This is a genomic window from Vibrio sp. HB236076 (assembly GCF_040957575.1).
In the GTDB taxonomy this organism is placed as follows: Bacteria; Pseudomonadota; Gammaproteobacteria; order Enterobacterales; family Vibrionaceae; genus Vibrio.
In genome coordinates, this window is the sequence record NZ_CP162602.1 from 791,804 (window position 1) to 814,018 (window position 22,215).

19 protein-coding genes are annotated in these 22,215 nt (G+C 43.3%); 7 read left to right on the forward strand and 12 right to left on the reverse strand.

Annotation, left to right across the window (positions count from 1 at the left end):
• The first annotated feature begins 129 nt into the window (after window positions 1–129).
• Entirely contained in the window at window positions 130–1,692 is a 1,563-nt protein-coding gene (gene norR / locus AB0763_RS16880; RefSeq protein ID WP_306099616.1) for a nitric oxide reductase transcriptional regulator NorR, read from the forward strand.
• A 130-nt stretch (window positions 1,693–1,822) separates the two neighbouring features.
• On the opposite strand, the gene AB0763_RS16885 is transcribed toward norR, so the two are convergent.
• Window positions 1,823–2,467, reverse strand: a complete 645-nt coding sequence (locus tag AB0763_RS16885; protein WP_306099617.1) for a cold-shock protein — start codon at window positions 2,465–2,467, stop codon at window positions 1,823–1,825.
• Window positions 2,468–2,672: 205 nt separating this feature from the next.
• Between AB0763_RS16885 and AB0763_RS16890 the strand changes: the two genes are divergently transcribed.
• From AB0763_RS16890 to AB0763_RS16900, 3 genes are all read left to right on the forward strand, one after another.
• Complete coding sequence (locus tag AB0763_RS16890; RefSeq protein WP_306099907.1) at window positions 2,673–3,194, forward strand: bifunctional 2-polyprenyl-6-hydroxyphenol methylase/3-demethylubiquinol 3-O-methyltransferase UbiG; 522 nt, start codon at window positions 2,673–2,675, stop codon at window positions 3,192–3,194.
• Window positions 3,195–3,269: 75 nt separating this feature from the next.
• Entirely contained in the window at window positions 3,270–5,723 is a 2,454-nt protein-coding gene (locus AB0763_RS16895) for a DEAD/DEAH box helicase family protein (RefSeq protein ID WP_306099618.1), read from the forward strand.
• A 275-nt stretch (window positions 5,724–5,998) separates the two neighbouring features.
• Entirely contained in the window at window positions 5,999–7,441 is a 1,443-nt protein-coding gene (locus AB0763_RS16900; RefSeq protein WP_306099619.1) for a competence protein CoiA family protein, read from the forward strand.
• Window positions 7,442–7,685: 244 nt separating this feature from the next.
• Here the strand turns inward: AB0763_RS16900 and AB0763_RS16905 are convergent, their stop codons facing one another.
• Window positions 7,686–8,396, reverse strand: coding sequence for a hypothetical protein (locus AB0763_RS16905; protein WP_306099620.1), 711 nt, complete (start codon window positions 8,394–8,396; stop codon window positions 7,686–7,688).
• Between the two features lie 551 nt (window positions 8,397–8,947).
• Between AB0763_RS16905 and AB0763_RS16910 the strand changes: the two genes are divergently transcribed.
• Window positions 8,948–9,355, forward strand: a complete 408-nt coding sequence (locus tag AB0763_RS16910) for a LexA family transcriptional regulator (protein WP_306099621.1) — start codon at window positions 8,948–8,950, stop codon at window positions 9,353–9,355.
• 538 nt (window positions 9,356–9,893) lie between these two features.
• On the opposite strand, the gene AB0763_RS16915 is transcribed toward AB0763_RS16910, so the two are convergent.
• From AB0763_RS16915 to AB0763_RS16950, 8 genes are all read right to left on the reverse strand, one after another.
• Entirely contained in the window at window positions 9,894–11,381 is a 1,488-nt protein-coding gene (locus AB0763_RS16915) for a GIY-YIG nuclease family protein (RefSeq protein WP_306099622.1), read from the reverse strand.
• Window positions 11,382–11,665: 284 nt separating this feature from the next.
• The gene (locus AB0763_RS16920; protein WP_306099623.1) at window positions 11,666–11,848 is read right to left on the reverse strand and encodes a hypothetical protein; all 183 of its coding nucleotides are present in this window, start codon (window positions 11,846–11,848) and stop codon (window positions 11,666–11,668) included.
• A gap of 111 nt (window positions 11,849–11,959) precedes the next feature.
• Window positions 11,960–12,235, reverse strand: coding sequence for a DUF4268 domain-containing protein (locus AB0763_RS16925; protein ID WP_306099624.1), 276 nt, complete (start codon window positions 12,233–12,235; stop codon window positions 11,960–11,962).
• 23 nt (window positions 12,236–12,258) lie between these two features.
• Complete coding sequence (locus AB0763_RS16930; protein WP_306099625.1) at window positions 12,259–12,384, reverse strand: hypothetical protein; 126 nt, start codon at window positions 12,382–12,384, stop codon at window positions 12,259–12,261.
• Window positions 12,374–14,323: a DUF262 domain-containing protein gene (locus AB0763_RS16935; protein ID WP_306099626.1), complete on the reverse strand. Its 1,950-nt coding sequence runs from the start codon at window positions 14,321–14,323 to the stop codon at window positions 12,374–12,376. The genes AB0763_RS16930 and AB0763_RS16935 overlap by 11 nt, the downstream gene beginning before the upstream one ends.
• Window positions 14,320–15,714 (reverse strand): DUF262 domain-containing protein, encoded by a 1,395-nt coding sequence (locus AB0763_RS16940; RefSeq protein WP_306099627.1) that lies wholly within the window; start codon window positions 15,712–15,714, stop codon window positions 14,320–14,322. The genes AB0763_RS16935 and AB0763_RS16940 overlap by 4 nt, the downstream gene beginning before the upstream one ends.
• A gap of 459 nt (window positions 15,715–16,173) precedes the next feature.
• On the reverse strand, window positions 16,174–16,992 hold the full coding sequence (locus tag AB0763_RS16945; protein WP_306099628.1) for a helix-turn-helix domain-containing protein: 819 nt from the start codon (window positions 16,990–16,992) through the stop codon (window positions 16,174–16,176).
• Between the two features lie 350 nt (window positions 16,993–17,342).
• Entirely contained in the window at window positions 17,343–18,353 is a 1,011-nt protein-coding gene (locus AB0763_RS16950) for a hypothetical protein (protein ID WP_306099629.1), read from the reverse strand.
• Between the two features lie 142 nt (window positions 18,354–18,495).
• Between AB0763_RS16950 and AB0763_RS16955 the strand changes: the two genes are divergently transcribed.
• Window positions 18,496–19,353, forward strand: coding sequence for a YafY family protein (locus tag AB0763_RS16955; protein ID WP_306099630.1), 858 nt, complete (start codon window positions 18,496–18,498; stop codon window positions 19,351–19,353).
• Between the two features lie 383 nt (window positions 19,354–19,736).
• A complete protein-coding gene (locus AB0763_RS16960) occupies window positions 19,737–20,027 on the forward strand; it encodes a putative quinol monooxygenase (RefSeq protein WP_306099631.1) in 291 nt (96 codons plus the stop codon).
• A 206-nt stretch (window positions 20,028–20,233) separates the two neighbouring features.
• Here AB0763_RS16960 and pncA read toward each other — a convergent pair whose 3' ends face one another.
• Both pncA and AB0763_RS16970 read right to left on the reverse strand, forming a co-directional pair.
• Window positions 20,234–20,935, reverse strand: a complete 702-nt coding sequence (gene pncA, locus AB0763_RS16965; RefSeq protein WP_306099632.1) for a bifunctional nicotinamidase/pyrazinamidase — start codon at window positions 20,933–20,935, stop codon at window positions 20,234–20,236.
• A gap of 226 nt (window positions 20,936–21,161) precedes the next feature.
• Window positions 21,162–21,638, reverse strand: coding sequence for a GNAT family N-acetyltransferase (locus AB0763_RS16970; RefSeq protein ID WP_306099908.1), 477 nt, complete (start codon window positions 21,636–21,638; stop codon window positions 21,162–21,164).
• Between the last annotated feature and the right edge of the window lie 577 nt (window positions 21,639–22,215).

Genomic DNA, 22,215 nt, shown 5'->3' on the forward strand with positions numbered 1-22,215 from the left:
GTCTGCCTTTAAGATTACAAAGAGTGTGCCACAATATAACGTATTGATTTATATTTAATCTTGAAAAGTTATGGTATAAATTACCCTAACATTTTCAGGTATTATTGACCCGATAAGGTACTTTTAACCATGCATGATTGGCTCAGTGTTCAACTGTTGCATCAGCCCATGACGCCGATTCAGCGCTGGCAAGCGTTGGTGGATCACATTCAGCACCATTTGCCTTGCAGCGCCGTGGGGCTGTTAAAGTGCGAAGGGGATCAACTTAAACCCTTGGCGGTGGCCGGTCTGGTGACCAGTACTCTTGGCCGGCGTTTTATCCTGGCTGAGCACCCTCGATTGGCGCAAATTTTTGCCTCGGATGACTTAGTGCATTTTGATGCCGACAGTCCGCTGCCCGACCCTTATGATGGCGCGTTACACCATGATGATAACCCTGCCTTGCCGGTGCACGATTGTATGGGCATTACTTTGAGTTTACAGGGCAAGCGCTGGGGAGTTCTGACGTTTGATTCGTTACAGCCTGGGCAGTTTGATAGGGCATGTCAGCAAAAAGTCCCTACACTGGCCCGCTTTTGTGAGGTTTTGTTACAACAAACCGAGCTTGAGCAAGAGGTGACGGCCCTGCGCAATTATCATCAAAAGCTCACCGATGTGGCCCCGAGCGCTGTGGCGTCGAGCGCGGAGTTGATTGGCGCGGATCCCAAGTTGCAAACTCTGTTGCGCGAGCTTGATATTGTTGCCAAAACGCAACTTAGTGTGCTGTTAACCGGCGAAACCGGGGTTGGTAAGGAATTGTTTGCGCAGCGTTTACACCAGATGTCGCCACGTTCGTCTCAGGCGATGGTGCACATTAATTGTTCTGCCCTGCCTGAGAGTTTGGTGGAGAGTGAGTTGTTTGGTCACGTTAAGGGCGCGTTTTCCGGTGCGCTGAGTGAGCGTAAAGGGCGGGTTGAGGCGGCCAATCAGGGTACGTTATTTTTGGATGAGGTGGGCGAGTTGCCACTGGCTACGCAAGCGAAGTTATTGCGGTTAATTCAGAGCGGTGAAATTCAGCGCGTGGGCTCAGATCGGGTGAAGCAGGTGTCTGTGCGAATTGTTGCGGCGACCAATAGAGATCTGCGGGCCATGGTGGAGCAAGGTCAGTTTCGCGCTGATTTGTATCACCGTTTGGCGGTTTACCCTATTGATATTCCCCCGCTTCGTGAGCGCGGTCAGGATGTTTTGTTGTTGGCGGGCTATTTTATCGAGCGCAATCGCAGTCCGTTGGGGTTTCGTTCTTTGCGGCTTTCTTTGGCAAGTGAAGCGTTTTTGTTGGCGCATCCGTGGCCGGGGAATGTGCGTCAGTTGGAGCATGCGATCAGTCGCGCGTGTTTAAAAGCGCTCACGCAAGGGGCGGATACGCAGCAGATTGTGACGTTAGAGCCGAGCCATTTTGGCGCAGATGAGCAAGCGGTGGCAAATGTGAGTTCGGCGGTGTTGGTTTCTACTGAGTTAGCCGTTGAGGCGCCCGCTTCGGCTGAGCCAGAAAAATCAGTGTTGCCGTTAAAGCAGGCCGTGGCTCTTGTGCAGCGGCGCAGTATTGAGCAGGCTTTAGCCGAGTGTGGTGGCAATTGGGCCGGCGCGGCGAAGTTGTTAGACATTGATGCCAGTAATTTGCACAAATTGGCTAAGCGCTTGGGGTTAAAGTGAGCGGGGTTGAAGTGAGCGGGTTAAAAGAGTGAGAAGATTCAGCGGCTGCCCTTGGTCATTGATTCGGTTAGCCGCGGTTTCTTGTCGTTTAACTGGTGTTGTTACTGATAAGACGGGTAAAAATTACCCCTTAAATTCCCCCAATCATAATAAGAGCGATAACAATCAGCAAGACCCACGGAGTGCGCTGACGTAAACGTTTTAAGCGATAGCGTTTAACTAAGGCTTTTGCTCGCTCTTCGGCCTCTTCGGTGTATTCAGGGATTAATTCATCCTGTTCGTCTTTTTCGTGGGCTTGGCAATATTTTTGCTCGGCCAGTAAGCACAAGTCGCCGCTCGCCCAATGCATGGTGTAGCAATAATTGCCCCTAAACCAAGTGGATCGATGCACGGTTAAGTTTAAAACGCCATTGCAGCCAATTTTCTTTGCCCCTTCAATGATGTCGTCACGGCAATCTTGTGGATCGCGATAAAAAGGGCTTTTTATCGGTATTCTCGATAGCACTTGGCCGTATTTGGGCCTATTTTCTCGGCCGACGACAAAGCGGGGAAGAAAAAATAACGCCTGCTCTTGTTCAATATACTTGAGTTTTTTGGCCGCCATTCCTTTGGGTTGAGGAACGTCGTCAAATTCAAACAGTGCGCCCTTTTTGACTTCACTCACTGGGCAATTGGCCGGTAAATCCGATTGGTGAAAGAAGTAGGTATCTTCGTTTGACGCAATAAACCCATATCCTTTATTTGGGCTAAATGAGGTGACTTTTCCAACTGGCATGGTGTTCTCTAATCATTATCTAAATTAAGCCTAACTCACGCGATAACGCTTTTGCTCATCACGCTTTTTTTCATCACAATGATAATACAATATTTTTTCGTTAATGCTATGATATTGAATAAATTGAATATGTACATTGAGTGAAACTGTGAGCTATTACGATCAAAATGCTGAGCCGTTCTTTTCTGGTACGGTTGATGTGGATATGCGCCCTTTGTATGACGCCTTTCTCCCCCACTTACCCAAGTCGGCCCACATCCTTGATGCCGGTTGTGGCTCTGGGCGAGACAGTCTGTATTTTGCCAAGCTTGGTCATCAGGTAGTGGCATTTGATGCCAGTGCAGAACTGGTCAAATTAGCCAAGCAGCACACTGGGTTAGAGGTAGCGTGCGAGACGTTTTTGTCGTTTCAAAGTTCTATCGCCTTTGAGGGGATTTGGGCTTGCGCTTCTTTATTGCACGTTGAACATCAGGATTTGGCCAAGACCATGCGCCATTTAAGTTCGCTCCTGGCCGATGGCGGTGTGTTTTACTGCTCGTTTAAATACGGTGAGGGGCAAGTTGAGCGCGATGGCCGTGTGTTTACCAATCTGACCGAAAGCACGTTAGCATCGTTACTCACCGAGACCTCCCTGAGCGTCAAACAGACTTGGGTCACTGCCGATCAAAGGCCAGGTCGCCAAGATGAACAGTGGCTCAATGCCCTGCTGATCAAGCAAGGTGTTTAATCAACGGGTCGTTGGCTGCGCACAAGATAATGAACTCACGCCCTCCCCCGATTTTTGTTTTTTTGGAATCCCAATATGACGGTAAGCTCTTTAATCTCGAGTACGAATCTATTAACGACCGGCGGCGATGATCCACTACTGCCACAGTTGAGACACGCCATCAATCACGCGACGGAGATTGAGATCGCGGTGTCATTTATTCAACCTTCTGGGTTAGATTTACTGTTGCCCACGCTGGTCGAGGCGATTGAACGTCATCAAACACTCGGTACCGCGCTTAAGCTGCGAATCTTGACCTCGGATTATTTGCACATTACCCACCCGATTGCGCTGCGTTCGTTGGTGGCTTTGCAAGGTGATGGCGTCGAGGTGAAGATTTTTGAAACGCCGAGCAAAACGAGTTTTCATTTAAAGTCTTATATCTTTGTCAAAAGCGCGGCCTCTGAGGAGTCGGGTTCGTCGCTGTTTGAAGGCAGTGCGTTTATTGGCTCGAACAATATCAGCCGTACTGCCCTTACCGATGCCTATGAGTGGTGTTTGCGTTTTGATTATCAGCCACCTGAGGACAGTGAATCGGCCCGGCAGTTTCATCGTATCCGCGAGCAGTTTGCGTTGCTGTTTGAGCATGAGTGCGCGAAAGCTTTAACCGATGAGTGGATTGATGAGTACCTCAAGCGACGTACGCCCCCTACTTTGTCTCTGGTTGGTGATTCGTCTTTGGTTGATGATGAGGTGTATGTGCCGAATGCGGTGCAAGTCGATGCATTGGCCGCGTTAAATGAGACTCGAGCGCAAGGTTATGTTCGCGGTTTGGTGGTGATGGGTACGGGCATGGGTAAGACTTGGTTGTCGGCCTTTGATGCTAAACAGATAAACGCGAAGCGCGTGCTGTTTGTCGCCCATCGCGAGGAGATTTTAACTCAGGCGTTTAATACCTTTGCTAAGTTGTGGCCGGAAAAGTCCGCCGGTTACTACAATGCTAAGTATAAAGATTCAGACAAGGCGATGGTGTTTGCCTCGGTACAAAGTTTGGGCCGCAGCGATCATTTGCGCCGGTTCGAGCCCGATGCGTTTGATTACATTGTGGTTGATGAGTTTCACCATGCCAGCGCCAGTACCTACCTCAATATTCTTAATTATTTTGAACCGCGCTTTTTGTTGGGTTTGACGGCGACGCCAGAGCGGACCGATCAAGCGAATATTTTGTCGCTGTGTCATGACAATTTGGTGTTTGAGCGCAATTTAGTGCACGGCATTGATGATGAGATTTTGGTGCCGTTTGAGTATCACGGTATTTGGGATGAGTCGGTCAATTATGAAGAGATCCCGTGGCGCAATGGTAAGTTTGATCCCAATGCCTTAGATGCCCAGTTGGCGACGGTTCGCCGAGCAAAGCATGTGTTTTCTCATTGGCTATCGCTGAAGCAGTCGCGAACCTTGGCGTTTTGTATTTCGACTAAGCATGCCGATTATATGGCCGAGCAATTTAATCTGCATTTTGCTGATCAGGGTTTTCGGGCTTTGTCGGTACACAGTCATTCACCGGTGCGTCGTAATGAGGCATTGGATTTGCTCGATAAGGGTGAGGTGGATGTGTTGTTTTCGGTGGATTTGTTCAATGAAGGGACAGATTTGCCTTCGATTGATACGGTGTTGATGGTGCGCCCGACTGAGTCGAACATTATTTTTATTCAACAGCTTGGCCGGGGGTTACGCCGTCACGCCAATAAGTCGAAGTTGGTGGTGTTGGATTTTATTGGCAATCACCGTTCGTTTCTCAATAAGGGTGAGATTTTGGGTATCTTCTCCCCTTCTGATCTAGCGGGTATGGGTGGCCGTTCGGTTGAAAAACCGCAGCTTGGTAAGGGCTGCGTGGTTAATCTTGATTTGCGGGTGGTGGATTTTTGGCAGCAGTTGGCGAAGCAGCTTCGTTTTAACTCGGCGGAAGAGTTTTCTCATTTGGCCTCGTATTTGGGGCATCGCCCGCGTGCGGTGGAGTTTTATCGCGCTGGGTATGATTTTAACAAGGTGAATAAGCAAGCGGGCAGTTGGCTAAATTTGGTGGCTGAGCAAACGGGCGATGCGGCGTTGTTGGCACTTGAGCAGCAGCACGGGGATTTTTTCTTGTCTGCGGTGCAGAAGATGTCGATGACAAAATGTTTTAAGGCGATTTTGCTTGAGGCTTTGATTGAGTTAGATGGGTTTGCCAATCCGCCGACGCTTGAGGCGTTGGCGGCGCGCAGCTGGCAGGTGTTATCGCGCTACCCAGGTTTGAAGAAAGATTTGCCAGAGAAGATGCGTTTGCAAGCTCCCGATGAGGCCGAGTGGCTTAAGTATTGGCGTTCGAATCCGATTAATGCGTTTATCGGGGGTAATAGTAAGTCGGCGGAATCGGTTTGGTTTGTTGTGCAAGACGGTCGTTTTCAAGCGAACTTTGCGGTTGAGGCGTCGTTGTTGTCGGTGTTTGGCGAGTTTACCAAAGAGTTGGTGGATTTTCAGCTGGCGAAATATGGGGATCGTGATAAGTGAAATTTGTTAGTTTATAGCCTAGTTATATTGGGGCCAGTATTTAACCAGCCCCAGTAAAAATGCTAATCGAGATCACGCACTGTAAGTAAGTTTGGTAGCTGTTGCTCCATTATACGATGAGATGTAGCTAAGTGCGTCTGATCAGGTGACCAAATTCAAAGTTCAATTGAAACCAATATCTCATTAAACCATTAATTATCCTTGACTGTCACAAACCTATCTTTAATATGCAATTTATTGTATTTAATAAGAATGATTAGCTATTGGATTAATTAATGACACTCAAAACAGCATGGGCAATTCGAGATAGGTTGGTTAACATCAATCAACTGGATAGAAACACTGAACGAGGGAGTAAATGTAATTGTTTCTGTATCTCATGCGGCTCTGAACTTATTGCAAGAATGGGGGATCACATGGCGTATCACTTTGCACATAGCTCAGACAGTAACTGTTCCGTTGAAAGTATCCAACATCAACTTGCTAAAACAATCATTGCCGAAAGCATTTCAGACTCCATCACCACTGCAGATAACAATCCTATTTATAAGTCATTTGGCTATGAAGTAGAGTTAGAGAATGTCGAGCTTGAAAAAACACTTTCTGAAGGCCATATAGTTGCCGACTGTTTCGTCAATCATGATAACAAACCATTTGCTATTGAGATTTTTTATACCAACATAAAAGGCTCAGCTCATATAGAGAAATATCATGACACTGGTATTCCAGCCCTAGAAATTGATATATCTGGGATGGATCTAGATTTAAGCCGTGATGAACTCAAAAAATTTGTTCTGCATGATGCACCAAGGAAATGGCTCAGAAAAACAAAAATAAAACAAGAAGCTAGTAATGACTTTATCGATAGTGACTCAATTGATAAATTGAACGGCATATCAGCAGATGATGCCATACTCAAGTTAGAAGAACTCCATAAAAATAACTTATTGTATGGTTTCGTCAGTGCCACTGGAGAGTGTGGTCAGTCAAGCTTTCAGCGTAAAGAAAAAATTGTTGTTCAATCAATAAATGGTGTCATTGAGTCAAATAATAACTATGTTTTAGCTCGAGGTCATGTGGCTAAAAATATTCCAGTAAACATTATAATTCCACAAAGTGGTTACGCCATGAAGAAATGCTTGTCACCCACACTCGTGGTAACTCTCGATCCAAGAGGAATACATCATCGAGCTAATTGGCATGGCATAGATAAATGGAAGCAAAAGCTCCAGTATCAAGCCAACTTGGAAGCGGATAAAAAGGAGCAAAGTCGCCTTAAACGTTTTGCTAAGGATGATAGTGAAATCACTATAGAGGACATTTGTATAATGTATAAGGAGTCGTCTTTGGCTGATTTTTATAGCACGCTTTATAAATATACTGGTCTTGAACTATCTAATCTGCCGTTCATTCAAAATGAGAAAAAAATGACTAATTGGAATTGTCCAAGAGCCGTTTGGCGGGCGATAATACTATTAGTATTTGTCAAACAAGGACAGGAGCTAGAATGCGATATGCTTGCTTCTGATATGTATATGAGTGATGCTTTTGACTGGGACTTCAGATATACCGAGAACAGAAGTAAAGAAGTGTATTTCTGGCTAGATAAACACTTTAAAGCACTTGGTGCAAAGAGAAAGCACTTAACTTATCAATTTTTTAAGTCTAAGCTGCCGAAAAACTTCGACTCGATGATAGTAGATTTGATTACTAACTAAACTGGATATTTTAATTAATCAAAACAACGAAGAAGCTATTAGCATAAATTTGCTAAAATCACCATGCGAGAGAGTTTCTTTTCTCGCAGTGATTTAATTGTGTGGAAAGTGGCTAGAGGTTAGGTTATCTATATATAGAATCGATTACGTTCATTAGTTCTATCAAGCTCAACAAACATTGGGAGTATTAATGAGTCAGTCAGGGAGAACAACTGACTCAGAAAAGTATAATTTAAGTTAACACTTAGCTATAGTCGTCATAATAACCATCGATTGCAGGGTGGTACTGTATATCGTTTTCAAGGTCTAACCTTCTAATCATTTCATCGTGGAGATGGTTATTGATATATTCTCCATTAATGAAAAAGAAGTCACGGTAGCAGGAATGTCCAAGTTTCGAACCTATGCGCTCTTGCGCAACTTGATTAGCGTCTTCAATCGTCCAAGGATTGTCTTTGTTTCGCAAGAATTCAATACATATATATCCCGCTTCATGAAGTTTCGAACCATAGCCTATATCCAAATCACGGTGTTTAACTTCATCGAAACTTGGTATTCTTGCACCTATTTCGGCTGCAAATCCTTTATCGAGATACTCGGTCTTAAAGTTCCGCGAAATAAGTTTGTGACTGGGGCCTTCAAACTCTATCTTATTTATCACCAAATCATCGTCAAATATAACTAATAGAGAGCTCTTTTGATTAGGGTTAATCTGTTTACCTCTATTTCCATGATCTATAGTGAACTCATCATTAACCCCATCTTTATCGGTATTAACTATATGAGTTTTACAATTATTAGCTTTTTTCGAACACTTCAATAGAGAATGGTAGTTGGGAAAGCCGACTTCCTGAGCTGCTAATTCGAGTGCTTGGGTATGCTTAACACCTAGTTCGTCTTTAATCTTTTTAGCTTTTTTTTTGAAATTTGAAATGAAGGATTGAGTAATATTCATAATCTTAAATACCTAGACGAAAAACTAAGTAAATCCACTCCTAATTTTCTTCTTCTCGCCAAAATAAATAAGAAAATATATAATTTAAGATTATGGTTCCCGTAAGAGTTTGCCTTATTGGAGTGAGCAGGCTTCCATACAGCCTTAATTTAAAATCTATCTCATTTTAACGCACTAGTCAAACTGAAAAAAGCAGTACCTTGAGGTAACACTTGAATAACAAAAATCTAGTTCAAACCTCGATAATGAGGTCGAACTAATCATTATTACTAGCAAGATTTGAACCCGAACGAACTAAACATTTTAACTCGCTTACTCATAAAAATCGCCCGCTCAAGAACACAGTAATACTCTTAATGACGTTAATTAACCAATTCATCGCTTCTCACCTATGAGCCTGGACTTTACTTTAACCCTCTACCCTATTGCCCACGTAGCCTATGCTCTGACATTGTGTAAAAAAATGGGTAACTTTAAAGCTCAATCTTGACCATAGCATCGCATTAAACCACAATATAACTGTATATAAAAACAGTAAAGCGTATTGTGTTATGAAAGTCATTCCAATTTTTGCCAGTGCCGGTATTACCGGTTTTGAGAGCCCGGCCAGCGAATATACTCAGCTTGCACTCGACCTCGATGAAATACTGATTCAACACCCTAGCGCAACATTCATTGGGCAAGCTTGTGGTGATTCGATGCAGGGCGTCGGTATTTTTGACCATGATTTTTTGATTGTTGATCGGCATGTTCAACCGCTGAATGGTGATGTGGTCGTGGCAAATTATAATGGTGAGTTTGTTTGTAAAATTTTGGATACCGTTAATCGGCAGCTTTTATCGGCCAATACCGGTTTTGCGCCAGTGCATGTCAGTGAAGCGGATTCTTTTTCGTTGGAAGGTGTGGTGGTGCACTCGATACGCAATCACCGTGCGAGAGAGTTTCCTTTCTCGCAGTGATTGGGGTTTATGGCCTGGTTAAGGCTGAGTAACACGTCTCTGGACAAAAATCATTTAGAGCACCTTCTTAAATTAGCAATTCATAAATTACTTTTTGTATGTCACTTGAGTAAGGGAGAGCTAGCTAAAAGGTTGGTTTAGATTAGATGCGCACAAACGAACGTCACGTTAAATCCAATGATTATCATTAAGCGATATGTCGCAATCTAACATGCAAAACAATGTTTTAAGTCTTTGAAATTTTTTGACCATAAGATTGGATAGGCATAAATCACAGGGCGAGATCTCATATTTTTAACAAGGTCAATGTGGTGATTTAGTCATCGACTTCTGTTTGGTATTTAAACAATTCTTGCTCATATAGACCGTGGCTTCGGTCTAATTAATACAAACAGATCGTTTAAATTCATCGGGCGGCCATTTTTTAGAAAAATGGATCCCGCCCTGTTAATTGGCATAGGAGATATTTTAAACCGCTCAATTTGGCATCAACCTAGAAAATCGGAATTATTTTTAAGAAATTCCCAGAGTGCTTTTGCTACTGACGAAGAGGATTCGGTTGCTTAGGCTTACTCATGTGGGTACAAATATCATCCAACCATTTTTCTCTTTTTGCTTTTGTATAAGCGCTTGATGAGCATTTTGCGAACTTACTTCGAGTTGTGTACTTTAACGCTTCCTCTTGGCATCTATCTTTAGTCCAGTAGCCATTTGGTTTTTGAGGGCTAACCATGTGAGAGCAAATTAAGTCTAACCATTTTGATCTTTGTGCAGCCGCATAAGCTTGTGAGGAGACTTTTCGGAACTCACCTCGCGTTTTGTGATTCTTCGCTTCAAGCTCACACCTATCTTTTGTCCAATAACCGTTTGGTTTGCGTTTAGCATTTGGATAATGACAAATCTCATCTAGCCAACCATGCTTGCTAGCTGCTTGATATGCTCCAGAAGATTTTGACTTAAATTCTTTTTTGGATGTGTACGTTGAAGCTTCGATGCGGCAGTTCTCTTTAGTCCAATGTCCCATAGGCTTACTAAAGGTTTTCATGTGAGAACAAACTTCTTGTAGCCACCCCCTTTTGACGGCAGCTTCATAAGCCCCAGATGCATTGTTTATAAATTCAGTTCTAGTGTCGTATTTCAAAGCTTCTGTCTGGATCGTCTTCTTCGTCCACTTGATCCACCCGCCACCCAAAGAGCCGCCTATATTTCGGTTAAGCAGCGACTTGCCTTTTAGGTGGTATTGGGTAATGAGTCTTTGCTCTTCATCCGAGGCTAAATCAGCATCCATATACTCTGAAATCTGTCTGAACTGAGGCGTTTCACCTGTCGCATTGATGTGGTCGAATACGGATGTAGAGTAGGTCGTAGATGAACCAGATTTGCTCTTCGTGTGTTCAATAACTCTTCTATTGAAGTTGTTAGTTAAGCCAATGTAGTAAGTGTCCGATTTTTCGAAATACACTTCGTATAGGCACTTTTTTAGTTCTTTATAAGGGTTAGGCATGTGCGATGTAATTTCTTTGAGCCAACCCGACTTTGCTGCTTTGGTGTAAGCGCCACCAGCCTTTGATTTGAACTCTTTGCTTGACGTGTATTTTAAAGCTTCTGCTTGGCAATTTTCTTTTGTCCAGAAACCACTTTTCTTGTACTTATTTGTCATGTGGCCACAAATCTCATCTAGCCACTGGTTGATTTGCGCAGAATCGTAAGCTCCTCCTGAGCCAGTCTTAAATTCTGAACGGGTTTGATATTTAATAGCTTCTGCCTTGCATCGTTCAAAAGTCCAATACCATTTGGCTCTCTTGTTGTTAGCAGGCATGTGACAACAAATATCATCCAACCAACCGTATCTTAAAGCAGAGTTGTAAGCGCTGCCTGAGTTAACTTTGAATTCCTTTCTTGTCTTGAACTTTGATGCCTCAAGAGAGCATTTACTCTTAGTCCACTTGATCGTTGTTTTTGTCATCGCTGATATTGCAGAGTTTGATTGAAGAATATTTATTATAACTTGATTATCTAAGGTCAATGTAAATGTATAACATCAATCGTGATTTTGATGTGTTAGACACTGCGTTTTAGCGTAAGGCTAATATCCTTGGCTTTCGTCAACAAAAAATGGGGCATGCCAGTTGAAGTCGCTTAAAGTGCGATTGTAGTGAATTGGTAAATTTGGTCACATACTTAGATTAGAAAAAAGTAAGCCAGATAAAGCTTAGGTGATGTATGTGTAGAATCATTAAAACAAGGAATGGGGCACAAACGAGCTAACCACATAAGCTCACTCGTAAAATGCCCCACTCCATTCTTCCCCTACACCAACTGATAATTGATACCGTCATGATGCTCCATAAGATCAATAATACGACAGTAATCGGTTTGCATGATTTCATACTCATACACCTCAAGCAGGCTACACGGCCGGGCAACGCCGCACACATAACTGTTCGCTTTTACGACATCAAACTCTTTCAAATTTGTCACTGCATATAACATGGCCACCACCTTTATTTTTGCAATATTCAGCCTGAATATTTGAGTCATTCGGTTTAAGTGATTCAGCAAAATCTGACATATTAACTTAAAGAATGGTCAACATTTTTCACCCTACAAGACCTTTTTTGCATCTTGAATAACGTCTTTTAACGCTGATTCAAGGCGAGACATGTTTTCAACGTACCAAGTTATCACTTCAGGCCACTGCTGGCGGTCATCACCATTGATTGGTCTTGCACATTGCACTCTAGAAGCTTTTTTCTCATCCAATCTTAACCATTCTAGCTCTTGCCCAAACTGAGCATGAATATCTTCTATTCGATCATACAAGTAATCAAAAAGCCGTTTATTTTCCTCAGCGTCAAAACGTGTCATTTCAAACTGCACTCGGACAATAGCGGGACACTCACCTATTCCCGCAGCTCAATTTCATGCGTGTCCCATACTCTTTCTATCTTTTGATCTTCAAGGCAATGGCCAGTGAGTGCTTTTTCAATACTAGCCTCTAACGCCTGCTCGTTAGTATTACTGACCATTAGTTACTCCTTGTGTGTAATGTTTTTCCAACAATACCAACATGTTCTGTTGATGTTTTTCTATTTCGTTGGCAGACCATTGGTTATATGATTGCGTGTATGTTTCAAAAATATCTTTCAGCTTCAACGCGTCATAACGTGGCTTAGAATCGAAATCCGCTTTTTTCTTTGCTACCGTTTGGTTGCTATATGAAGAGTTTTCTCCCGGGCTTAGAAGCACTAAATTACCAAAAGCATTTAATGGGCTCTTTTCAAGCTGGTGATGATACTCTTCATTTTGAGGGTGAACGTGCTCAACTGAGTTTTTCGAAGTGATCCGATAACGTTTTAGCTTTTCATCATTGGCTTTATCACCGTTTTTCCAGAGTAAGTATTCCAACTTCTGGAACCAGTAATGTTCGAACCGAGTTCCCAAAGAGCTTTTAAGATATACGGCTTGTTCTTCCCAGGGAATGGTTTGTGGCGATGTCCCTGATGCAAGTTTAAAACTGGTTTCTTTTTGCGTTTCACTGGTAAGCGACATTTGATTATCGATACGTTCCAGTAGCGCAACCACGTCTTCGTCTTTTACTTTCGGATCCGCAACCAACCGACTTAGAAACGCTGTCAACCAATACTGGGCTGAGCGATCACCGGTAAAGTTACGTACCGCTTGCAATTGTGCCAATAAACCAAGTTCTTTGGCTTTGCGGTTGATGTAGGCTTTATTCTTACTAATCGAGGTTAAACGTAACTGAGCATCTTCTCTGTCATCATGCTCGACCCATTTTACAACCCATGTATCGAACTGATAACGGACCTGCCATAACAGCTCTATAAACGATTTAATGGTTCGCTCATCTTGTTGTAGTAGCCCTTCAAAACACAACATCAGATTGCTAGCGCGGATACGAGGTGCAAGATCATCCCATGATTTCTGGATGCAAAAAATTCTGAGCGTATGAATCAACAGTAATTCAAAACTGATAATTGAACGGCAATAAACGGTCTCGTCATCAAAATCATCGCTTTGATTTTCCAATTGTTCAGGTTCGACATCGAAATCCAATGATCCTGATGCTATCTCAGCAATTGACTTACCAACTCGTTGAACATTGTTGCTAGAACTGACTAGAGGAAATTTCTCTGCCTGATAATTGGCAAGATCTGCATACTCCAGTTTTTGCCAGTCGGCATCTTCGAAAATTTGTCTGAGATTGCGTTCAAAATAGTTGTCTGTGTGTTCACAGGCTTGCCAGATACCACTGTAAACAGCCTTATCTGTTGCAATGTGTTTGAACAGTTTAGCCTTCAATAAATCGACGGGTTCTAGCTGTATACCACCTGTATTTAAGCTCGAAAACAAGCGATTAAGATCCATCGATGCTGGAACAATATTATTTACCCACTGCACTTGGTTAAAAATGTAGTCAGCAAAACCATAGATATCGAAGTCTGATTGCTTTGCCAACTTATCGACTTGCTGTCTCAGAATCGACAGGTTAGCCTCCAGATGTACTAAATACTCATCCTTACGAATATCTTCTTCACCGGGTTTCGTGATCTTGTCCAGTCCCGCGTAGCTGCCAAGCAAGTTACGCACTGACTCTCTAATTTCGAACGTTAACCTTGGATTTTCACCTTTGATACTCACATGAGCCAGCTGAGTCTCAACCCCTACTGCCTTGAAGGCAAGTGATAACAACATCAATGTTGTGGTTCTTTGCTGCCCATCAATCAGTTCATATTCGCTTTTATCGCCATTTAACGCACTCAAGACACTGCCAATAAAGTAATGGGGCTCTTTCGCTAAATAAGCATCGTGAATATCGTCAAATAATTTAATCACTTCTTCTTCACGCCAGACATAAGGACGCTGGTAGCAAGGAATAACGAAACCCAAATCTTTTTTCGCGATGGTTTGTAATGAAAGCAGCTCTGTTTCAACCTTTGAACTCATGCCGCCTCCGTCATTTCAGTGATATTACGGGTTAATAAGTTAGCAAATGAAGCCGCGTATTGTTCTGGACACAAATCAATATCAAAATGATCATTTACAGCTTTAATAAATCGCACTTTCACACTGTTAACTTCTTTGGTTTTATCTTTAGAATCTACTAAATTACTGGGATCGACGACCAAATCAAACGCATCAAAAAAGGCAAAACACTGCTTAGGCGTATAGCTCAAAGCAATCCAGTCCAAAACGGGATAGTCCTTCACAAAACTTGAAATTGAATTTTCTCTTACCGCTTTCTGATTACTCACTCTGCAGGAGTATATGACTCTGAATAATTTTTTCGCTGCCAACTCTAACTGATATTCTCCAAACTGGCTGATGTACATCATCAGGCACGCTTCATAGAGACCTTGTAAATAGCCACAGCCTTCTAATCCTTTTAGCCAGCAAATAAAGCGGTTGTAACCTTCTTGATGGGGCAACGTCGGGTTAACCCAGTATTGCTGATATAAGTTTTGGAAATACGCCAGGTAACGAATAGTGTTGATACCCGCATTAAGCGGCTGCCTGACTTCGTATCCCTGTTGTGCGGCTTGTTGGACAACGTCGCCACCAATCCCGGTTAACCGCAGTACTTGACCATAAGCAATGTCATCACCTTCGGTTGTTTGTTCACCAAGTTCGGAGACAATTTGATCCCTCACCGCTTTTGTCTTCTGATGTGGCGCGAGTTCTCTCATATTCAGTTGTTGCCAATAACGCCCTTTTAAAAGGGATTTGACTGAGTTATCTAATTTACCCAACCCTTCCCATTGGATCGCGAATCTTGATTGATGAACCTTAGGAACAGCTCTTAAGTGATGGGCTTTGATAATATCGGGACCACCAAGTCTTACACCGCCAGTGTTTTGCGTTTCAAAAAAGCGGTACGCATCATCCTCTGATTCAGTGACCACCAATGAAAACTGAATACGCTCAAAATTGATAAGCTTCGCCCACTTGGATTTGCGATCTGCTAACCAATCTAGATTTGTCTTAATTTGTCGTTGGCTAAGGGGTGATTCAAAATGAAGATCAAGTTGTAGGTACTGTTGAGAGAGAAAACCGAATATTGCTAACGTAGTAATACGCTGTTGACCATCGATGATTTTCAGTTGCTGTTCATCATGGTGAAGAATTAGGCTACCCAAATAATACGCTAGCTCATTATGCTTTTGAAAATGTTCTCTTAAATCTTCCAACAGACTGTCAAGTTGCTGACTTTCCCAGCAATAAGGGCGCTGATATTCAGGGATGACTAACATTCCATTAAGTAGCTTGCCATTACTCGCCCGTATTTCTTGGCCTTCAAAAAGTTGTTGTGCTGAACAAGTTGCGACACTTACCGTCATTTCACATCCTTATGTTTTAATCTTTCAGAAGCTTGCAGAAGTGATGCCTTAAGTACCTCTACCAGTTTAACCATATGCTCAAGATGCCAGAAAATATGTTCATGCCAAATACCTTTATTAAACCTTCCACTTTATAGGAGAACTGGATTCGAGATTGTTTCTTGCCATCTAGACGAAGCCACTCAAGATGATGACTTGCAAAATACACTTTCTACTAGTCATCAACTAAAAACAATTACATGCATAAAAATTAGTTTAATATAACCAAAGCTTGTAATCATCAATTAATCCTGTTTTTAAACCTATAAGGCTATACCGTTCTTTCACTTTGGGCTGAACTTTTGTTATTCGCTTCAATAAACTCGCCTGCTCTATCACGCTGGCGCATGGTAACGAGCAAATCGACATACTGAACTCATCGCAGATCACATCACAAAAGGCTCCTGTGTGTTTAGTACTTCACTGCCGATTCATCGCTAATTCCAACGCTCGCCGACAGATGGCAAATTGATCCAGGTTCACTTGCGTTCTTAGCTCACTAAAAGGTTGATCATCAAACACCGGAGGCGCTTGTAGGGTGGCAGGATTTGCCGACAGAGTTTTTTTATTTCTTTCTAAAAGATTATGTCGGCAACTGGTGCCGCCCGCGTAGTCGGCAGCCATTGCCACCTCCCCCCGGCAATCGGTTCCTGCTTTTACTGACTCTGTATCATATGAGTGGTGGCAAACCGTGCCGCTGCTTACTCGCTCAGTTTCATTGACATACCGGCAACCGGTGCCACCGCCTTGTGGATAAGTCGAGGTTTGTCGGTTTGAGACTTGCTGAGATTGATGGGGATTTGAAGCAGTTTTGAGACCACTTTCTGAGCGCTCTACCCCAGCCCACTGAGCAGATTTTGTTTGAATACTTTGGCGAGGCTTGGCAGGTAAATCTAAGCTTTTAACGACGCTGTTCGCCTGACTTGATTCATCACTTTGATGCATTTGATCGAGATAGGCCTGCTCGATTTTCTTCTCGTTCAAAAAGTAAAAATTGCTGCGCTGACCACCTTTGCCATTGGTGCGGTTTTGAATTTCAATCCAGCCATGCTTAACAAGATAAGTCAGCTGATTGCGCACCGAACGTTCTGAGATTTCGCACTTAGCCGCTAGGTAACGATGAGAGGGAAAGCACACGCCGTTGCTATTGGCGTTATCGGCCAGTTTCAGCATTACGAGCTTACTCATGCCAGTGCCAATTTCGATGCAAAACACTTTTCTTAACAGTGGATTAGACATTGTTCTACCTCACTATTTGGGGCTTGATATGTGTAGTTAAGGTTAGCAATTTGTCAGGAGAGCTCAGGTTGGTTTGGCGAGATTTGGATGGTAAGTCAAACAAACTACCGCTTAGTGGGGCGTTTTTTGTGATCTAGGTTGAGTGATTGTTATAAATATAATTGGCTGACTTTTCGGTAGAATGAGAATAATAGCCAATACAGGCCCCATCAACTTCAACCATGCCAATTTATTCGCCGCAACATTTAACCCTCGAATCTGCATTACCACGCATGATCATGGTAACGAGTTCAGTCCTTCAACATGAACAACAAACTGCATGGATTATCTTACTCACTATGGTCACGCCCTTACGCCTCCAACCTGGCGATAATTGACTCCAACGGCAGGCCCTTTTCCTTAATTAACATCACCACCGATTCAATATCCTGCTCGCGATTTAACGCCATCGCCTGCTCAATCTCCTCAATTAAAGACAAAGACTGCGCGCGACTTAACGAACGAAACTGAGCAATCCGTTCGGCAGAACTCAGCGCCATTAACGACTGCGCCGCTTGGCCCTTGGCTGCTGACTCAACGGCGAGGATTGGCGCCTCAGCTTCTGGCTGCTCCGACCCCGACTCACCCTGTGAAACGCAAAGCGCCGCCTCTTTAAACGAAGACTCCTGAATCGGATAAATATTGCCCACGACCCCAGCCGCACAATCACTCTGACTGACCATTTTCTCCATTTGTGCCACAGGTAATGCATCAGAAGATAACTTCACCGCCTGATAGCCAGACTTGCTATTTAATAAATCAGAATAAAACGCCAAGGTCGGCAACATAAAATTTAAATGCTTCAGCAAATGCTGCTCAAACTGCTTCATCTCCTTGGGCTTAACATAACGCTGCTGCTTAGCTTGCTGTAACCCGTGCGATAACACATGCTTCACCGACTGCAAACGGCTATCAGACACCACCTCAACATTTTTATGCTCAATGACTAATGCCTCTTCCTTCGACTTAATCACCTCAAGGCGATTGCGCAGCGACTTAATACAGCCTTGCAACAACTTCTCATCAAAGTTCGACGTCGACACCTGAGCCTCGCCTTTGATTGCCCTGCTCGAGCCCACCTCCTCTTGAGGTGTGTTTAACGCTCTTAACTCCCGCTTCACCTCAGACATAAAATTATTCAGCGACTTACAATCTGACGGCGTCGAGCCGGTAAACAATGGCTTAGGCACCCCATCGATCAACACCTTTAAATGATTATTCTGCGCCCGCTCATAGCGAAACGGCGTTTTCGTGCCTAAGGTATCGCCTAAAAACTTAATCACCCGTTTTTGATACTTGGTGTAATTCGCTTGCTTAGTCATCGTCTTATGCCCTCAATCTGCTACATCACTTGGCCAATGTGACTTGACCAATAGAAACTAAACTCATAATCTACCAACCACCGCGACAGGTAAATACTGAATACATAAACATGTAGCATAACTAGACAGGGATCACCTCACCATGAGCAAATGGCCAATACGCTGGGATTTATTATTTCGCTACCGCATGATAGAAATTATCGCGCTCTGGGAAGGCCGCTTAACCACCAGCCATTTGATGCAACACTTCGGTATTGGCAGGCAACAAGCGTCAAAAGACATCAATACCTACCTTGCCGACATTGCGCCGGGCAACTTGGTGTACGATAAATCCCTTAAAGGCTACAAGCCCAGCGACACCTTTGCCCCTGAGCTGACCAATGGCCACGCCGACGAGTATTTACACCTCCTAGCACGCAGCGAAGACATGACTGATACCTTTCACGAGCTCAACATGGGCTTTGAGCACACACAGCGCGTACACCCCGTCACTCGCAACCTCTCGGCCCAAGTGCTACGGCCATTGGTACAAGCGATACGCGAAAAAAAACGTGTCGATATTAGCTACACACCGCTAAAAGATGGCGAACTGGTTGAGCGTATTATCTCACCACACACCCTGGTCTGGACGCCACTGCGCTGGCATGTTCGCGCTTATTGTGAACACGCCCAAGATTACCGAGACTTTGTGCTGAGTCGAATTCACGGCACGCCAGACATCAACGACAGCATTCGCTTTTTAAAAAATTCCGATACACTGTGGAACACCAACATCACAATCAAACTCACGCCAGATACGCGATTGAACGACAAGCAACAAGCGGTGATCGCCAAAGATTATGGCATGCAAGACGGGGTACTCGATATTCATACCAATGCTTCCTTGATCCGCTATTGGCTCGATACCTACAACATTGATATTCACACTTTAAAGTCGAGCCCTCAGAGCCAGCAGATCACGCTAGCAAATTACGATGAGCTGATGCCTTATTTGTCGTAAAGAAAACCCAAGGTATAAGACAGTGCAACACAGTTTGGGACAGTAAAACACAGTCACAAGGAAAACCGAGAAAAAAAACCAAACCTTTATTTTTTGATTTTGACCTTACTTGAGCCTTGAGCTAGATAGAGAAAATAACGGGACACTCACCTATTTCGACGCCTGAAATACATGCGTGTCCCGAACTCTTTGCCTGTTCTAGACTGTCCTTCACTGTCTTAAACTTTTTTACCTTGCCACTTGCAGCGCAGCGATCTTGAAACGAAGTGATCTTGCCCCTGTGTTTCACTGTCCCACACGGCAAAGTGACTGCACTTCACTGTTTTAAACTGCAGTTTACTGTGTTTTACTGTCTGTCTCTTATGTATCAATAGGATATGAAAATGCAAAACAACGTCAATCTTCTCGTCACACTGAAAGCGAAGGAAGATAAGCTTTCAGAGTTTAAGGAAATTCTCGCCAAATTGTGCTCAGAAAGCCAAAAAGAACCCGGCTGTATTGAATACTGCTCAGGTGAAGTGATTGATGAAAACACCTTTTTTATCAAAGAGTGTTGGGAAAACGAAGAGGCTCTAGAGCAGCATAAGCAAACGTCTCATTTTCTGGAATTAGGCCCATTGCTCGGTGAATGCACAACCTCAATTGAACTCAAGCGTGTGCAGTGGAATCAATAAATCCTGTCGAATAACAGTGGCAAAAAATAGCGGGACACTCACCAATTTCCACCGTTCAATTTCATGCGTGTCCCGCACTCTTTTCCGTTCTAGACTGTCTTTAACTTTTTACCTTGCCACTTGCAACGAAGTGATCTTGCCCCTGTCTTTTACTTTGTTTGACTGTACTAGACTGTCCTTAACTGTCATTTACTAAAAATAGCGGTTTAAATTGTTTCTGATGAGATAACTTCAACACCGGACTTTTCAAGTTCTGAATATATTTTCTGGATATTTTCTTCACTTGGGTCAACGGCTCTGGTTAAGTCTTTAATAAAGTACGTTTTATAGTCCAAGTTAGCTCCATCAATCGCGGTGGCTTTCACGCAGTAGTCTGCTGCCAGCCCAACCACATAGATTTCATCCACCTGTTGCGATTTTAAAAAGTCGTCTAGGTCGGTTTTAGCCGATTGATTGTTATCTTTGAAGCCACTGTAGCTGTCTACGTTAGGATCCAAACCTTTAAAAGTGGTGTGGGTTATTTTGTCAGTTGTTAGGCCGTTAACAAACTCTGCACCTAATGTATTTTGCACACAATGATCGGGCCACAGCACCTGGTCAACTCCACCAAGTACAGACATATCAAACGGTTTTTTTCCTGAATGTTGACTGGCAAAACTGCCATGATTGGCGGGATGCCAATCTTTTGTTGCCACAACGATATCGAACTTTTCTTGCAATTGATTAATCCCTTGCACGATATCCCTTCCTCCTTTCACTGGCAGACTGTGCACGACAGAATCCGCCCCTGAAACAAAACAGTTCTGCATATCAACTATGATTAACGCTTTTTTTGCGTAGGTTGGCGTACTAAACGCTAAACTAGAAGATAAAATAAACATACATAGGGAAATAATTTTCGTTTTCATCGCTCATCCTTGATGGGTAATTAAAATTCCCACTCTCTATTGCAAGCTTTAAGCCATTGATTATATTTACCCTAACATCAAAAGCGCAGTAACGATTACCACCAGCAGTAACAGCGAATACGCACCAAAATAGGGACTTCAATCCCGCTCTTAAGGCACTGCACTTTATGTAATTCCTAACTTAGCTGTCCCAAATCAAGCTTCACCGTTCGACACTGAATTTTTTCTATAGTCGTTTTTCCATCCGTAAAAGGCCCCAAGCCTCTCCGTCGAAAAAGCGAGAACCTTTTTCATAAGATGTGACCGTAAAACCCAATGACTCATAGCAATGTATCGCCACTGTATTTTGTTCAAATACAGCTAATGACAATAAGTTAGCGCTGTGTTTTTCTTTCGCTAAATCAATTAATTGACCAAGCATGAGCTTTGAAATACCCTTACCACGAAAACTGACTGAAACAAACACACGACATATTCTGAAGTGAGACTCCGTCACTTTGAATAGTTCTATATAACCCGCACTCTGACCTGAGACCACAAAAATAAAGGGAAATACGTCCGGTTGCGAGCAATGCTTACTAATTTGCGTCGAGTCCAAAGGGAACTCAAAGTTTGGTCCGCCCCATTGATAGTTCAATTTATCCGAGTCAATCCAACTGATAAGCAGGTGATGATCGCGCTTTTCAAATGCTCTAAGTTCCATTCTGCCTCTAATGATTTTTACAGGACACCCACCTATTGCCACCGCTCAAATTCATGCGTGTCCCGTACTCTTTGCCTTTCCTAGACTGTCCTTCACTTTTTACCTTGCCACTTGCAGCGCAGCGATCTTGAAATGAAGTGATCTTGCCCCTGTCTTTTACTGTGTTTGACTGTCTAAAACTGTGTCACACTGTTCTAGACTGCCCTTCTCGGTGTAGTATTTTATTGACAGCATGAAAGCTATAGTAGATATTTATTGTATCTATAGAAAATAAGTGTTTGTGATGCGAAAAAAAATGCACACAATTTGGGTGACATTTGTAACGTTAGTAGTTTTAACACTATCTAGCGCTCTCCCTGCTTCACCTCTTATTTCTGTCAATGCTCACTCATCACCTAAAATGAGTATGGCAGCCGATTCGAGCGGCTCACACTGCGATTCACCTCAACAAAGTATCGCTAGTGACAACACTATATGCTGTGATGATAAAGCCTCAGAAAACCAATGCTACAGTCATTGCTTCACTGTCCATACTACTTTTACCCCATCGACTTATAATTTTTCGCAAAGTTTCGGC

Bases quoted from the DNA above. Each gene is read 5' to 3' on its own strand.
- norR (WP_306099616.1), top strand. From the start codon at position 130: ATGCATGATTGGCTCAGTGTTCAACTGTTGCATCAGCCCATGACGCCG.
- AB0763_RS16885 (WP_306099617.1), bottom strand. From the start codon at position 2,467: ATGCCAGTTGGAAAAGTCACCTCATTTAGCCCAAATAAAGGATATGGG.
- AB0763_RS16890 (WP_306099907.1), top strand. From the start codon at position 2,673: ATGCGCCCTTTGTATGACGCCTTTCTCCCCCACTTACCCAAGTCGGCC.
- AB0763_RS16895 (WP_306099618.1), top strand. From the start codon at position 3,270: ATGACGGTAAGCTCTTTAATCTCGAGTACGAATCTATTAACGACCGGC.
- AB0763_RS16900 (WP_306099619.1), top strand. From the start codon at position 5,999: ATGACACTCAAAACAGCATGGGCAATTCGAGATAGGTTGGTTAACATC.
- AB0763_RS16905 (WP_306099620.1), bottom strand. From the start codon at position 8,396: ATGAATATTACTCAATCCTTCATTTCAAATTTCAAAAAAAAAGCTAAA.
- AB0763_RS16910 (WP_306099621.1), top strand. From the start codon at position 8,948: ATGAAAGTCATTCCAATTTTTGCCAGTGCCGGTATTACCGGTTTTGAG.
- AB0763_RS16920 (WP_306099623.1), bottom strand. From the start codon at position 11,848: ATGTTATATGCAGTGACAAATTTGAAAGAGTTTGATGTCGTAAAAGCG.
- AB0763_RS16930 (WP_306099625.1), bottom strand. From the start codon at position 12,384: ATGGTCAGTAATACTAACGAGCAGGCGTTAGAGGCTAGTATTGAAAAA.
- AB0763_RS16935 (WP_306099626.1), bottom strand. From the start codon at position 14,323: ATGAGTTCAAAGGTTGAAACAGAGCTGCTTTCATTACAAACCATCGCG.
- AB0763_RS16940 (WP_306099627.1), bottom strand. From the start codon at position 15,714: ATGACGGTAAGTGTCGCAACTTGTTCAGCACAACAACTTTTTGAAGGC.
- AB0763_RS16945 (WP_306099628.1), bottom strand. From the start codon at position 16,992: ATGTCTAATCCACTGTTAAGAAAAGTGTTTTGCATCGAAATTGGCACT.
- AB0763_RS16950 (WP_306099629.1), bottom strand. From the start codon at position 18,353: ATGACTAAGCAAGCGAATTACACCAAGTATCAAAAACGGGTGATTAAG.
- AB0763_RS16955 (WP_306099630.1), top strand. From the start codon at position 18,496: ATGAGCAAATGGCCAATACGCTGGGATTTATTATTTCGCTACCGCATG.
- AB0763_RS16960 (WP_306099631.1), top strand. From the start codon at position 19,737: ATGCAAAACAACGTCAATCTTCTCGTCACACTGAAAGCGAAGGAAGAT.
- pncA (WP_306099632.1), bottom strand. From the start codon at position 20,935: ATGAAAACGAAAATTATTTCCCTATGTATGTTTATTTTATCTTCTAGT.
- AB0763_RS16970 (WP_306099908.1), bottom strand. From the start codon at position 21,638: ATGGAACTTAGAGCATTTGAAAAGCGCGATCATCACCTGCTTATCAGT.